Origin of the sequence: Pseudocitrobacter sp. 73 (assembly GCF_008369545.1) — a bacterium.
Classification (GTDB): domain Bacteria; phylum Pseudomonadota; class Gammaproteobacteria; order Enterobacterales; family Enterobacteriaceae; genus Pseudocitrobacter; species Pseudocitrobacter vendiensis.
In genome coordinates this window covers 241,126-255,266 of the sequence record NZ_VTZO01000010.1, presented here as the reverse complement: position 1 = coordinate 255,266, position 14,141 = coordinate 241,126, and the positions used below count along the sequence as shown (strand labels likewise).

Below are 14,141 nucleotides of genomic sequence, written 5' to 3'. Positions count from 1 at the left end.
CATCTGAATCAGAAAAAATGCCGACCCCGGCAGGGATCGGCATTTTCATTAGCGCACCATGCAAGGGCGCTTATTATCGAACGTCCAGTTCGGGATGAGATACTGCATGCCCATCGCGTCGTCGCGTGCGCCCAGCCCGTGTTTCTTATACAGCTCGTTGGCTTGCATAACGCGATCCATATCCAGTTCAACGCCCAGCCCCGGCGTGGAAGGTACCTGTACCATTCCACCTTTAATTTCAAACGGTTGTTTGGTGAGACGTTGATTTCCTTCCTGCCAGATCCAGTGAGTGTCAATCGCGGTGACATTACCCGGCGCGGCAGCCGCCACATGGGTGAACATCGCCAGCGAAATGTCAAAGTGGTTGTTGGAGTGTGAGCCCCAGGTCAGGCCAAATTCATGACACATCTGCGCCACGCGCACCGAACCCTGCATGGTCCAGAAGTGCGGGTCCGCCAGCGGAATATCGACAGATTGCAGCGAAAGCGTGTGGCCCATCTGACGCCAGTCGGTGGCGATCATGTTGGTCGCGGTCGGCAGGCCAGTCGCGCGACGGAATTCAGCCATCACCTCACGCCCGGAGAAGCCCTGCTCCGCGCCACACGGATCTTCCGCATACGCCAGCACGCCCTTCAGGTATTTACCGATTTTAATCGCTTCGTTGAGCGACCATGCTCCGTTCGGGTCAAGCGTGACGCGCGCCTGCGGGAAGCGTTTTGCCAGCGCCACGATAGACTCGGCCTCTTCTTCCCCGGCCAGCACGCCGCCCTTCAGTTTAAAGTCGTTAAAACCGTATTTTTCATACGCCGCTTCCGCCAGACGGACCACGGAATCCGGGGTCATCGCTTCATCGTGACGCAGACGATACCAGTCGCATTTTTCATCCGGCTGGCTCTGATACGGCAGCGGCGTCGCTTTGCGATCGCCAACGAAGAACAGATAGCCAAGCATTTCCACTTCGCTACGCTGCTGACCATCGCCCAGCAGAGAAGCCACATTTACACCTAAATGCTGGCCCAGCAAATCCAGCATTGCCGCTTCAATACCGGTAACCACGTGAATGGTGGTACGCAGGTCGAAGGTTTGCAGCCCGCGACCGCCGGAGTCACGATCGGCAAAGGTATTACGCACCAGCGTCAGGACGTTCTTGTATTCGCCCAGGGTTTTACCGACAACCAGCGGGATAGCATCTTCAAGCGTAGTGCGAATCTTCTCGCCGCCAGGGATTTCCCCCACACCTGTATGTCCGGAATTGTCTTTAATTACCACAATGTTGCGGGTAAAGAACGGCGCGTGCGCCCCGCTCAGGTTCATCAGCATACTGTCGTGGCCCGCAACCGGGATCACCTGCATGGAAGTAACTACTGGCGTTGAATAGTGAGACATGATTCAGTCCTTTTTTAATGAGTTGCGGCCGAAAACGGGACGTTTGCGGTCAAATGTCCAGCCGGGGATCAGATACTGCATCGGGCCGGCGTCGTTACGCGCGCCGCCCGGCAGGCTTTTGTAGGCGTCATGCGCCTTCTGCACCTGATCCCAGTCCAGCTCTACGCCCAATCCGGGCGCATCGGGAACGGCAATTTTGCCGTTGGTTATCTGTAGCGGATTTTTGGTCAGGCGCGCGTCGCCTTCCTGCCAGATCCAGTGGGTATCAATCGCTGTCGGATGACCGGGTGCGGCTGCGCCCACATGGGTAAACATCGCCAGCGAGATGTCGAAGTGGTTATTGGAGTGGCAACCCCAGGTCAGGCCCCAGTCGTCACAAAGCTGTGCGACACGCACTGCGCCGGAAAGCGTCCAGAAGTGTGGGTCTGCCAGCGGGATATCCACCGCATTGAGCATCACCGCATGGCCCATTTCGCGCCAGTTGGTGGCAATCATATTGGTGGCGACCGGCAGGCCGGTGGCGCGGCGGAATTCCGCCATCACTTCTCGCCCGGAGAACCCCTGCTCAGCACCGCAGGGATCTTCCGCGTAGGTCAGCACATCGTTCAGCCCCTTACACAGGGAAATCGCTTCATCCAGTAACCAGGCCCCGTTGGGATCGACGGTGATACGCGCATCAGGAAAGCGTTTTTTCAGCGCCTTCACTGATTCAATTTCCTGCTCGCCCGGCAGGACGCCGCCCTTCAGTTTGAAATCTTTAAAGCCGTAGCGGTCCTGCGAGGCTTCTGCCAGACGCACCACCGCATCGCTGGAGAGCGCTTCCTGATGCCGCAGATGATACCAGTCATGGTTGCCCGGCGTGCTCTCCAGATACGGCAAATCCGTTTTGCGACGGTCACCGACGTAGAAGAGGTAGCCCAGCACCGTCACCGCATCACGCTGCTTACCAGGGCCCAGCAGTTCACAAACCGGGACATTGAGCGCTTTGCCAAGCAGGTCGAGCAGCGCGGCTTCCAGTGCTGCCACCGCGTTAACTCGCAGTTCGAAAGTCCACGCGCCTTTGCCGAAGGTGTCAAAATCTGCCGCCTGGTTTCCCTTGTGCACCTGCTGAACCACTTTATTCAGCCGGGCTATCTCCTGGCCCAACACCATCGGTATCGCATCCACCAGCGTCTGGTAAATCACTTCACCACCCGGTGCCTCACCCACGCCAATATTCCCGGCGTTGTCGGTTAGCACCACGATATTACGGGTGAAATACGCGTTGTGTGCGCCGCCGATGTTAAGCAGCATGCTGTCATGCCCGGCGACCGGAATGACCTTCATGTCCGTAATGACGGGGCTGGATTGCGTTGTCATGATGATTGCCCCGCAACAGGTTTGAGTTCGATACGTTTAATGTCGCCAACCAGTATCAGATAGCTCAGTACCGCCACCAGGGCATGCACACCGACATAAATCAGCGCACCGTTAAACGAGCCCGTGGTCCCGACGATATAGCCAATGGCGATCGGCGTGACGATACCGGAAATGTTACCGAACATATTGAACAGGCCACCGGAGAGACCGCTAATCTCTTTCGGTGCGGTATCAGCCATCACCGCCCAGCCCAGCGCACCGATGCCTTTACCGAAGAAGGCCAGCGCCATAAAGCCGATGATCATCCACTCAACGTTCACGTAGTTACAGAACACCATCACCATCGACATCAGCATACCCATGACGATAGGCGTTTTACGCGCAATGTTCAGCGAACCGGTACGACGCATGAGCCAGTCGGAAATAATGCCGCCCAGCACGCCGCCCGCGAAGCCGCAAATTGCCGGAATGGAGGCCACGAAGCCCGCCTTCAGAATCGACATGCCGCGCGCCTGCACCAGATAAACCGGGAACCAGGTGATAAAGAAGTAGGTCAGGGCGTTAATGCAGTACTGGCCAATATAAACGCCAATCATCATGCGAGAACCCAGCAGTTGCCTGATTTGCCCCCACTTCACGCTGAACGGAACTTTGGCTTTTGCCCCCGCCTGATCCATGTTGATCAGCGCACCGCCTTCCGCGATGTATTCGAGCTCTTTTTTGTTCACACCCGGATGTTGATTCGGTTCGTGGATCACTTTCAGCCAGACAAAACTGATAACGATCCCAAGCCCGCCCATGAAGAAGAACACGTGCGACCAGCCCACCTCATGAGTCAACCAGCCCATGATCGGCGCGAAAATAACCGTGGCGAAATACTGCGCGGAGTTAAAAATCGCTACTGCTGTGCCCCTCTCCTGCGCCGGGAACCATGCTGCGACGATTCGACTGTTGCCTGGGAAGGAAGGCGCTTCCGCCAGACCGACCAGGAAACGTAAGGTAAACAACGCGATAATAATGCCAAAACCACTAAAGATATCGACGAAACCCTGCAAAAGGGTAAACATCGACCAGATAAAGATGGACCAGAAGTAAACGCGTTTTGAACCAAAGCGGTCAAGCAGCCAGCCGCCCGGTATCTGGCCGATAACATAGGCCCATGAGAATGCGGAGAAAACGTAACCCATACCCACCGCGTCCAGGCCAATATCCTTCGCCATCTCCGAACCGGCAATAGACAAGGTGGCACGGTCGCCGTAGTTGAAGGATGTGACAATAAACAACATTACCACTATCCAGTAACGAGCATTGGTGCGCTTTTCAGCGGCGCTCGCAGCCTGACTTAATGAACTCATTGTTGTACTCCTGAATTATAGCTTTCGGCTACATTCACTCTGAACAGCACAACCTGTAGGGTAATCAGAATGACGTATTTGTGTTTTTATCGCAGCGTGTCGTTATGTCTTGCTGACTGCGTTTTATAACTGGCTCAGGAAGTATAAAAAGAGGATACCTGTGGCTCACCGTGCATCTTCACAGTATTCACGTGGTAAATAAAAGAGATCTATGGCTTATGCACAACGCGCTGGAAGGTACCTCACGGAAATGAAAAGTGTTGGCGGGAAATGCACGTTACAAGCAAGGAGAAAGGCAGAGTGTGAAACTGCTCTCTTGACGCAGTGAAAATGCACCGCGCTAACCCATTATTAAATGGGGAAATATTGGCATTCGCCCGAAGCGGATGGGGAGAATGAGGAATAAGATAGTGAAAGCTGCTAGTGCAGCGAACTGGCGATTTAAGGGAACGCCCTCTGCGTAGGGAGAGGGCGACACCTTACTTAAGCAATGTTGCCCACTGCTCAACCCACGGGTTCGACACCCCCTCTGGTTCAGGATTTTCACTGGCGTCGATCATCAGCATGTCGCCGATACGCTGCGCGCCCTGTTCCTGTAATAACGCATCAAACGTTTTCCCGCCGCCGCAGAAATTAGCATAGGTACTGTCACCCAGCGCGATAATGCCGTAGCGCAGATGCGGCTGATACATATCTTTGAGATCGTTAAACAGCGGCACGATGCTGTCTGGCAAATCGCCCTGCCCGGTCGTGGAGGTCACCACCAGTACGTATTTCCCGACATACTCTTCCCACTCGCTGATCTGCGGGTCTTCAAACACGTTGGCGGTATGGCCCTGATTACCCAGAATCGCCTGTGCCTCTTCAGCGACTAATAGCGAATTGCCATACATGGTGCCAACAAAAATCCCTACTTCAGCCATGATTTAACTCCCTGTTTACTTTCAGATGTTCTCATCCTGACCGCTGTTGGCGACAAACTCAACCCTTTCGTTATCGGGGAGAAGCCCGCGCCAGCCAAAGTGTGACAGGGCCTGCATCCAGGTCTCGTCGAACCCGGCGCGCAGCGTGAGCGGTTCGCCGGTAAACGGATGCGTCAGCGAAAGCGAGCTGGCGTGCAGCATCAGGCGCTGGCAGCCGAAATGTTCCGCCGCGCTACGGTTCTGACGTAAATCACCGTGCTTGCTGTCGCCAATGATCGGATGACGCAGATGCGCCAGGTGGCGACGTAGCTGGTGTTTACGCCCGGTTTTCGGTTCCAGCTCAACCAGCCCGTAACGGGTCGTTGGATAGCGCCCGGTGGCGACCGGCATTTCGACCGTCGCCAGCCCACGATAGTGCGTCACCGCAGGCTGCGGATCTTTATTCTCTTTGGCGAATTTATCGGCGATTTTGTCGAGCTCTTCCACCAGCGGGTAATCGAGCACCGCGTCGTCCATTAGCCAGCCGCGCACAATCGCATGATAGCGCTTCTGCATTTGATGCTGTTCGAACTGCTGAGACAACAAACGCCCCGCCTCGCTGGAAAGCCCCATTAGCAGAACGCCGGAGGTCGGGCGATCGAGGCGATGTGCGGTAAACACGTGCTGACCTATCTGGTCGCGCACCGTTTGCATCACCACCACTTTTTCATCGCGATCGAGCCAACTGCGGTGAACCAGCCAGCCGGAAGGTTTGTTAACGGCCACCAGCCACTCATCCTGGTAAATTATTTCCAGCATCAGTGGGCATCATCGGCAAAAAAGGCGTCCAGCTTTTGCAGCTCCAGCAGAATAATCTCGCGCTGCGGATGCTGTGCATCCAGCGCCATTTCATAATACGGCGCGATGGCAAAGCTTTGCGGCAGCGGCTGACCGTTATCCAGCAATTGATGCATGCGTGGAATCAATACCCACTGCAACCACTCCAGCGGCTCCAGCGTGTCCATGCAAAAGGGTTGATCGCTGGTAAATTTGCTGGCATGCGGCGCTTCATCCTGCCAGTGTTGATGCAGACGCAGCATCGCTTCGATGGCCTGAAGTTGTTCGCGCAAATTATGGTGAAGGGTCATGGCTACCTCGGTAGAAACAAAATCGCGTGCAGGATACACCAGCCGGACGCAAAACAAAAAAAGGGAGCACTGTATAAACAGTGCTCCCGGTTCGTTTCGCAGCATTCCAGCTACTTTTCGTGCTCCCTGCTCGTCCGTGACAACTTTTCCTGCGGCCTTGCGACCTGTTCATCCGTAAACTTTTGCGTCCTGCTCACACCACCCCGATGCGAATCTACCCAATCCCTGAGTATGTCCTGAACTTCTTGCTCCACCAGGCATCCTGTCTGGCTCTCATTCTCCGTCCTGGAGGTGTCCTTTAACGCGTCCTGCGTTATCCTTTTGCCTCGTCCTGAAGCCTTTCCTTGTTACACCATCCTGGCGTATCCACTTACCTCATCCTGAGGCCTATCCCTGAAGCACCGTCCTGGTGTGTCCTGTTTGAAGTGTCATCATCCTGATGTTCACTTCGTTGTGCGACTTCTTGTCGACGGACATAGAATCGCTTATTCCGCCCCGTCTTACAAGGGCCCTTCAGGCAATCCTGTAAGGACATTTTCATATGAAAGAGCCTAAGAAAAATCTTAATAAGCTGATTTATAAGGAAAACATAATAATCTATCAGTACCTGTCCTACTTACAGCCTGGCGATCTCCTACAAGGCTTGTAAGAGATCTCTCACAAGCATTCGGGCAAACTGGATTACAAATCGGGGGCTAATTGATTGAGGAAGCTCTCAAGAGAGGGGGCGAGCGTCTGGCGATTGCGGGTGCCGAGCGTCTCTTTAACCACTTCGCCGGTCAGATTACAGACGGAAATCACGTCCATTTCACTGTCGAGCGTGGCGATAAACAGCGTCGGCGAAAGCTTCAGGCGTTTCTGAGTGACTAAATGGCCTATCAGATTCTCCTGCACGCGACGAAAATCGTCCGGGCTCCATACCTGTAGCAACGTCAGTCGTTGTCCGGCAAAACGGGCTTCCATGTCGCCAGCATACTGAGTGGTATAATAAGTATGAAGAGGTGGTTGTACCACAATGTCCAACGCACGTTCAACGCCATTTACATTTTGTTCACCGCTAAACGGCAACGGTTGCCAAAAAACCGCGTCGTCGGTGGTATTAACGATGCAGGGAGACGCTACGCCAAACAGCTCTTCGCTGCGCGGCCAGCAGTGATTCTGCTGCTGCCAGGCGTCGCAATAACGTTGGGTAAAGGCTTTAAGCGCTTCTGCGGTCTGATGGTCCACCGATTTCTCTCTTCTGGTTAGTCAGGTTACACTTGGCGCATAGTCTACCTGCTTTATAACGGTGAAACATGTCTTCTTATGAGAATCATCAGGCGCTGACGGGCCTGACGCTTGGTAAATCAACGGATTACCGCGACACTTACGATGCCGGGTTATTACAGGGCGTTCCGCGTAGCCTCAACCGCGATCCGCTGGGCCTGCATGCCAACGCGCTGCCGTTTCACGGCGCTGACATCTGGACGCTGTATGAACTCTCCTGGCTCAACGCCAAAGGGTTGCCGCAGGTGGCGGTGGGTCACGTTGAGCTGAGCCACACTACCGTCAACCTGGTTGAGTCCAAAAGCTTCAAGCTGTATCTCAACAGTTTTAACCAGACGCGATTTGGCTCATGGGAAGATGTCCGCCATACGCTGGAGCGCGATCTCAGCGCCTGCGCGCAGGGCGATGTCACCGTTTCGCTTTATCGTCTGGATGAAATCGAAGGGCAGCCTATTGCCCACTTCCACGGTACCTGCATTGATAATCAGGATATCGAAATCGATAACTATCAGTTCAGTGCCGATTACCTGCTGAACTCAACCGGCAGCAAGAAAGTGGAAGAGACGCTGGTCAGCCATCTGCTGAAATCCAACTGCCTGATTACCCACCAGCCAGACTGGGGCTCGGTGCAAATCCAGTATCGCGGGCCACAGATTGACCGCGAAAAGCTGCTGCGCTATCTGGTGTCGTTCCGTCACCATAATGAGTTCCACGAGCAGTGCGTCGAGCGTATTTTTAGCGATATTTTGCGCTTCTGTAAGCCGGAAAGTCTGAGCGTCTATGCGCGCTATACCCGTCGCGGCGGGCTGGATATTAATCCGTGGCGTTCGAATACGGAGTTTGTGCCGGCGATTGGGCGGTTGGTCAGGCAGTAAATTCCCCCTAACCCTAACCCTCTCCCGCGGGGAGAGGGGACCGATTGTGCACATTGTTACGTTCAGCGCGGTTTTCTCCCTCTCCCCGTGGGAGAGGGCCGGGGTGAAGGCCCTTTCCTCACAAACCTAAATAATTTCTCAATTTGCAACCATTCTCCCACACAGGATGGTTGTAGTATTCCTACAGGCAAGGCTATTGTAATCAGCAGGGAAGACGATTCTCGTCCCGTAAGGAGCTCACTTGATTACACATATTAGCCCGCTTGGCTCAATGGATATGTTGTCGCAGCTGGAAGTCGACATGCTTAAACGCACGGCCAGCAGCGACCTGTACCATCTGTTTCGTAACTGCTCGCTGGCGGTACTGAATTCAGGCAGCCTGACCGATAACAGTAAAGAACTGCTGTCACGTTTTGAGAATTTCGATATTAACGTGCTGCGCCGCGAGCGCGGCGTGAAGCTGGAACTCATCAACCCGCCGGAAGAGGCGTTCGTTGATGGCCATATTATTCGCTCGTTGCAGGCGAACCTGTTTGCCGTTCTGCGCGATATTCTGTTCGTTTACGGCCAGATTCATAACGCCGTGCGCTTCCCGAATCTTGATCTGGAAAGCTCTACGCACATCACCAACCTGGTTTTCAGCATTCTGCGTAACGCGCGTGCGCTCCACGTCGGCGAAGCCCCGAGCATGGTCGTGTGCTGGGGTGGTCACTCCATTAACGAAAATGAATACCTCTACGCGCGTCGCGTGGGGAATCAGCTTGGCCTGCGCGAGCTGAACATTTGTACCGGCTGCGGTCCGGGGGCGATGGAAGCACCAATGAAAGGCGCGGCGGTCGGTCACGCACAGCAGCGTTACAAAGAAGGCCGTTTCATTGGCATGACTGAACCGTCAATCATTGCCGCTGAGCCGCCTAACCCGCTGGTTAACGAGCTGATCATTATGCCGGATATCGAAAAACGTCTCGAAGCGTTTGTCCGTATCGCTCACGGCATCATTATCTTCCCAGGCGGTGTCGGTACGGCGGAAGAGCTGCTTTATTTGCTCGGTATCCTGATGAACCCGGCGAATAAGAACCAGGTGCTGCCGCTCATCCTCACCGGCCCGAAAGAGAGCGCCGATTACTTCCGCGTGCTGGATGAGTTTATCGTCCACACGCTGGGTGAAAACGCACGTCGCCACTACAAAATCATCATCGACGATGCGGCGGAAGTGGCTCGTCAGATGAAGAAAGCGATGCCGCTGGTGAAAGAAAATCGTCGCGATACGGGCGATGCCTACAGCTTTAACTGGTCGATTAAAATCGCACCGGATCTCCAGATGCCGTTCGAACCGACCCACGAAAACATGGCGAATCTGAAGCTTTATCCGGACCAGCCGGTTGAAGTGCTGGCCGCTGATCTGCGTCGCGCGTTCTCGGGCATCGTTGCCGGTAATGTGAAAGAAGTCGGTATCCGCGCCATTGAGGAGCATGGGCCGTTTAAGATCCACGGCGATAAAGAGATGATGCGCCGCATGGACGATCTCTTACAGGGTTTCGTCGCCCAGCACCGTATGAAGCTGCCTGGCTCTGCTTATATCCCTTGCTACGAAATCATGGCCTGATAGGCCCGTCACACCGTCGCCCGCTCGCCGGGCGACTTATCCCTTCTGGCCCATTGAATCCATTAGCATAAAACGCCACCCCGTTTCGTTTATCCCCTCACTTGTGCTGAGGGCGTTGAACAAAAAATGACAACAATCCCTTATCGTTAATCGCTTTCCCTCAATCGTTTGCGCTTCACACAAAGCGTGAATTATTAACAACAAAGATAAATAAACCGTCTAAAACGCTATTTTTGACACTTTTATCAGTGCAAACCGCGTATTTACACTCCTGCCTATTTACCACCCATACTGCTAATGCTAGGTTTCGCGCCCATAAATTTCTGCCCAAATAACAATCACAGGCAGATGAACTGCAAACACAGCGAAGAGGAGTGAATTATTACATTTGGGATCATGATCACTGATAGATTCATCAGTTAAATGTATCTTTCCGCCCCGTCGTAGTGATGGGTGGAAAATCATAAAAAAACCGTCACTGAAAAGATTTCATATTACTGTCGGTCTTAATTCCATTGGATTTAACTAAAAACCGGCAATTTTAGTCCTCCAGGAGATACAGATGGAAAGCACTCAAACCAGCACCATCGCGTCAACACAATCCGCTAGCGGATGGCGCAAAACAGATACCATGTGGATGCTGGGTCTGTACGGTACAGCAATCGGCGCGGGCGTTCTGTTCCTGCCGATCAACGCAGGCGTCGGCGGTATGATCCCGCTGATTATCATGGCAATCCTTGCCTTCCCGATGACCTTCTTCGCACACCGCGGTCTGACCCGCTTCGTGCTGTCCGGTAAAAACCCGGGTGAAGACATCACGGAAGTGGTTGAAGAACACTTCGGCGTGGGCGCAGGTAAACTGATTACCCTGCTCTACTTCTTCGCTATCTACCCGATTCTGTTGGTGTACAGCGTAGCCATCACCAATACCGTAGAAAGCTTCATGACGCACCAGCTGCAGATGACCGCGCCGCCGCGTGCGATTCTGTCACTGATTCTGATTGTCGGTATGATGACCATCGTTCGCTTCGGTGAGCAGATGATTGTTAAGGCGATGAGTATTCTGGTGTTCCCGTTCGTTGCAGCCCTGATGCTGCTGGCTCTGTACCTTATCCCTCAGTGGAGTGGTGCGGCGCTGGAAACTCTGTCCTTTAGCTCTGCCTCCTCTACCGGTAACGGTCTGTGGATGACGCTGTGGCTGGCTATCCCGGTTATGGTCTTCTCCTTCAACCACTCGCCGATCATCTCCTCTTTCGCTGTTGCGAAACGTGAAGAATACGGCCAGGGCGCAGAGAAGAAATGCTCCAAAATTCTGGCATGTGCACACATCATGATGGTGCTGACCGTAATGTTCTTCGTCTTCAGCTGTGTACTGAGTCTGACTCCGGCAGACCTGGCGGCGGCGAAAGCACAGAACATCTCGATCCTGTCTTACCTTGCGAACCACTTTAACGTCTCCTTCATCGAATGGATGGCGCCAATCATCGCGATTATTGCTATCACTAAATCGTTCCTAGGCCACTACCTGGGGGCACGTGAAGGCTTCAACGGGATGGTGATTAAGTCTCTGCGTGGCAAAGGCAAATCCATCGAAATCAACAAACTGAACAAAATCACTGCGCTGTTCATGCTGGTTACCACCTGGATTGTGGCGACCCTGAACCCAAGCATCCTGGGTATGATTGAAACCCTGGGTGGCCCGGTTATCGCGATGATTCTGTTCCTGATGCCGATGTATGCGATTCAGAAAGTACCGGCGATGCGTAAATACAGCGGCCACATCAGCAACGTCTTCGTTGTGGTTATGGGTCTGATTGCTATCTCCGCTATCTTCTACTCTCTGTTCAGCTAATATCCCCCGCGCCGCCTTCGGGCGGCGCGTCTCTTCTTCTCCTACAGCAATGGATGCATCATGATCAGCGTATTCGATATTTTCAAAATCGGCATTGGTCCCTCCAGCTCTCATACTGTCGGGCCAATGAAAGCAGGCAAACAATTCACGGACGACTTGATTGCGCGTGGGATCCTGACCGACATCACCCGCGTCGTCGTCGATGTATATGGTTCACTCTCCCTCACCGGGAAAGGCCACCATACCGATATCGCCATCATCATGGGCCTGGCGGGTAACCTGCCGGACACCGTTGATATCGATAGCATTCCTGGCTTTATCCAGGACGTGAATACCCACGGTCGTTTACTGCTGGCAAACGGTCAGCACGAAGTGGAATTCCCGGTTGATAAGTGCATGAACTTCCATGCCGACAACCTCTCTTTGCATGAAAACGGCATGCGCATCACCGCACTGGTGGGCGAAAAAGCGGTTTACAGCAAAACCTATTATTCCATCGGTGGTGGTTTCATCGTCGATGAAGAGCATTTCGGTCAGCAGACTGAAGCGCCGGTCGCCGTGCCTTATCCCTATAGCAGCGCGGCAGATTTACAGCGTCATTGCAGCGAGACAGGGCTTTCCCTCTCTGGCCTGATGATGCAGAACGAACTGGCGTTACACAGCAAAGAAGAGCTGGAAAAGCACTTTGCTGACGTCTGGGCGGTCATGAAAGGCGGTATCGAACATGGCACCACCACCGAAGGCGTTCTGCCGGGCAAACTGCGCGTACCTCGCCGTGCCGCCGCGCTGCGCCGTATGCTGGTCAGCCAGGATAAAATCAGCAGTGACCCGATGGCGGTCGTTGACTGGATCAACATGTTCGCACTGGCGGTCAACGAAGAAAACGCTGCGGGCGGGCGCGTCGTCACTGCGCCAACGAACGGCGCCTGCGGGATCGTTCCGGCTGTGCTGGCGTACTACGACAAATTTATCCGCGAAGTGAACGCCAACTCGCTGGCGCGCTACATGCTGGTGGCCAGCGCAATTGGCTCGCTCTACAAGATGAACGCGTCAATCTCTGGTGCCGAAGTCGGCTGTCAGGGCGAAGTGGGCGTGGCCTGTTCCATGGCCGCAGCAGGCCTGGCGGAACTGCTGGGCGGTAGCCCGGCTCAGGTGTGCATTGCCGCTGAAATCGGCATGGAGCATAACCTCGGTTTAACCTGCGACCCGGTCGCCGGTCAGGTTCAGGTGCCGTGCATCGAGCGTAACGCGATTGCCTCTGTCAAAGCGGTCAACGCTGCCCGTATGGCGCTGCGCCGTACCAGCGAGCCGCGCGTGTGCCTCGATAAGGTCATCGAAACCATGTATGAAACCGGCAAAGACATGAACGCCAAGTACCGTGAAACCTCTCGCGGCGGCCTGGCAATGAAAGTGGTTGCCTGCGATTAATCCCCCAACTGCCCGGTGGCACGCTGCGCCGGGCAGTTTTTTGCGAGTCTCCTTCCTGTTTTTTTATCCCGCGTAGCCTCCCCCTGATGCAAATGTTACCCTAGCCTCAATTGTTACAAGGAGGTCCCGGTGTCCGTTCATCTGCTTATCGTCGACGCACTCAACTTGATTCGCCGAATTCATGCCGTACAGGGTTCTCCCTGCGGTGAAACGTGTCTGCGGGCGCTGGAGCAACTGATTGCCCATAGTCAACCCACGCACGTGGTCGCCGTGTTTGATGATGAAGAGCGGGGTCAGGGTTGGCGGCACCAGCGTCTGCCCGACTATAAAGCGGGCCGTGCGCCGATGCCGAACACGCTGATAGAAGAGATGCCAGCACTGCGTACAGCGTTCGAACAGCGCGGCTTCCGGTGCTGGGCGCTACCGGGCAGTGAAGCCGATGACCTTGCAGCGACGCTTGCGGTGAAAGTCGCGCAGGCCGGGCATCAGGCGACGATTGTGTCAACGGATAAAGGCTACTGTCAGTTGCTCTCACCCACGATTCGCATTCGTGATTACTTCCAGAAACGCTGGCTGGATGCGCCATTTATCGCCAGCGAATTTGGCGTCACGCCGCAGCAGTTGCCAGATTACTGGGGGCTGGCGGGAATTAGCAGTTCAAAAGTACCGGGCGTTGCGGGAATCGGGCCAAAGAGCGCCACGCAGTTGCTGAATGAGTTTGGTTCGCTGGAAGGCATTTACGCGCATCTGGATAACGTGCCGGAAAAGTGGCGCAAAAAGCTGGAAGAGCATAAAGAGATGGCATTTATCTGCCGCGACGTTGCGCGACTGGAGACGAATCTACAACTGGATGGGAATTTGCAGCAGTTGCGGTTGATGCGATAGAACTCCCCCTCACCCCGCCCTCTCCCGCAGGGAGAGGGAGAAAACCGGCTCAGTTCTGTCAGATATGCACAATCGGTTC

At 54.4% G+C, this 14,141-nt stretch carries 12 protein-coding genes; 5 read left to right on the top strand and 7 right to left on the bottom strand.

Annotated elements, in window-relative coordinates; genetic code table 11:
- Nucleotides 1–48: 48 nt before the first annotated feature.
- The 7 genes from gudD to syd form a co-directional block, all read right to left on the bottom strand.
- Complete coding sequence (gene gudD / locus F0Q32_RS12930) at nucleotides 49–1,386, bottom strand: glucarate dehydratase (protein ID WP_370516880.1); 1,338 nt, start codon at nucleotides 1,384–1,386, stop codon at nucleotides 49–51.
- A gap of 3 nt (nucleotides 1,387–1,389) precedes the next feature.
- Nucleotides 1,390–2,745, bottom strand: a complete 1,356-nt coding sequence (locus tag F0Q32_RS12925) for an enolase C-terminal domain-like protein (protein ID WP_149463392.1) — start codon at nucleotides 2,743–2,745, stop codon at nucleotides 1,390–1,392.
- Nucleotides 2,742–4,100, bottom strand: coding sequence for a galactarate/glucarate/glycerate transporter GudP (gene gudP, locus F0Q32_RS12920; protein WP_149463391.1), 1,359 nt, complete (start codon nucleotides 4,098–4,100; stop codon nucleotides 2,742–2,744). Before gudP ends, F0Q32_RS12925 begins: the two co-directional genes overlap by 4 nt.
- A 479-nt stretch (nucleotides 4,101–4,579) precedes the next feature.
- Nucleotides 4,580–5,023 (bottom strand): flavodoxin, encoded by a 444-nt coding sequence (locus tag F0Q32_RS12915; RefSeq protein ID WP_149463390.1) that lies wholly within the window; start codon nucleotides 5,021–5,023, stop codon nucleotides 4,580–4,582.
- Nucleotides 5,024–5,044: 21 nt separating this feature from the next.
- Nucleotides 5,045–5,821 (bottom strand): tRNA pseudouridine(65) synthase TruC, encoded by a 777-nt coding sequence (gene truC, locus F0Q32_RS12910; RefSeq protein ID WP_149463389.1) that lies wholly within the window; start codon nucleotides 5,819–5,821, stop codon nucleotides 5,045–5,047.
- Entirely contained in the window at nucleotides 5,821–6,150 is a 330-nt protein-coding gene (locus tag F0Q32_RS12905; protein WP_149463388.1) for a YqcC family protein, read from the bottom strand. The genes truC and F0Q32_RS12905 overlap by 1 nt, the downstream gene beginning before the upstream one ends.
- 681 nt (nucleotides 6,151–6,831) lie before the next feature.
- Nucleotides 6,832–7,377, bottom strand: a complete 546-nt coding sequence (syd, locus tag F0Q32_RS12895) for a SecY-interacting protein (protein ID WP_149463387.1) — start codon at nucleotides 7,375–7,377, stop codon at nucleotides 6,832–6,834.
- Nucleotides 7,378–7,445: 68 nt separating this feature from the next.
- On the opposite strand from syd, the gene queF reads away from it, so the two are divergent.
- The 5 genes from queF to xni all read left to right on the top strand — a co-directional run bounded on the left by queF (nucleotide 7,446) and on the right by xni (nucleotide 14,062).
- Nucleotides 7,446–8,291 (top strand): NADPH-dependent 7-cyano-7-deazaguanine reductase QueF, encoded by an 846-nt coding sequence (gene queF, locus F0Q32_RS12890; protein ID WP_149463386.1) that lies wholly within the window; start codon nucleotides 7,446–7,448, stop codon nucleotides 8,289–8,291.
- Nucleotides 8,292–8,532: 241 nt separating this feature from the next.
- The gene (gene ppnN, locus F0Q32_RS12885) at nucleotides 8,533–9,897 is read left to right on the top strand and encodes a nucleotide 5'-monophosphate nucleosidase PpnN (RefSeq protein WP_149463385.1); all 1,365 of its coding nucleotides are present in this window, start codon (nucleotides 8,533–8,535) and stop codon (nucleotides 9,895–9,897) included.
- 562 nt (nucleotides 9,898–10,459) lie between these two features.
- Entirely contained in the window at nucleotides 10,460–11,749 is a 1,290-nt protein-coding gene (locus tag F0Q32_RS12880; RefSeq protein ID WP_149463384.1) for an HAAAP family serine/threonine permease, read from the top strand.
- Between the two features lie 60 nt (nucleotides 11,750–11,809).
- Complete coding sequence (locus tag F0Q32_RS12875; protein ID WP_149463383.1) at nucleotides 11,810–13,177, top strand: L-serine ammonia-lyase; 1,368 nt, start codon at nucleotides 11,810–11,812, stop codon at nucleotides 13,175–13,177.
- Between the two features lie 129 nt (nucleotides 13,178–13,306).
- On the top strand, nucleotides 13,307–14,062 hold the full coding sequence (xni, locus tag F0Q32_RS12870; protein WP_149463382.1) for a flap endonuclease Xni: 756 nt from the start codon (nucleotides 13,307–13,309) through the stop codon (nucleotides 14,060–14,062).
- Nucleotides 14,063–14,141 lie beyond the last annotated feature (79 nt).

Coding starts and splice junctions, on each gene's coding strand:
- queF (WP_149463386.1), top strand. CDS start 7,446: ATGTCTTCTTATGAGAATCATCAGGCGCTGACGGGCCTGACGCTTGGT.
- gudP (WP_149463391.1), bottom strand. CDS start 4,100: ATGAGTTCATTAAGTCAGGCTGCGAGCGCCGCTGAAAAGCGCACCAAT.
- truC (WP_149463389.1), bottom strand. CDS start 5,821: ATGCTGGAAATAATTTACCAGGATGAGTGGCTGGTGGCCGTTAACAAA.
- F0Q32_RS12905 (WP_149463388.1), bottom strand. CDS start 6,150: ATGACCCTTCACCATAATTTGCGCGAACAACTTCAGGCCATCGAAGCG.
- F0Q32_RS12925 (WP_149463392.1), bottom strand. CDS start 2,745: ATGACAACGCAATCCAGCCCCGTCATTACGGACATGAAGGTCATTCCG.
- gudD (WP_370516880.1), bottom strand. CDS start 1,386: ATGTCTCACTATTCAACGCCAGTAGTTACTTCCATGCAGGTGATCCCG.
- F0Q32_RS12880 (WP_149463384.1), top strand. CDS start 10,460: ATGGAAAGCACTCAAACCAGCACCATCGCGTCAACACAATCCGCTAGC.
- F0Q32_RS12915 (WP_149463390.1), bottom strand. CDS start 5,023: ATGGCTGAAGTAGGGATTTTTGTTGGCACCATGTATGGCAATTCGCTA.
- F0Q32_RS12875 (WP_149463383.1), top strand. CDS start 11,810: ATGATCAGCGTATTCGATATTTTCAAAATCGGCATTGGTCCCTCCAGC.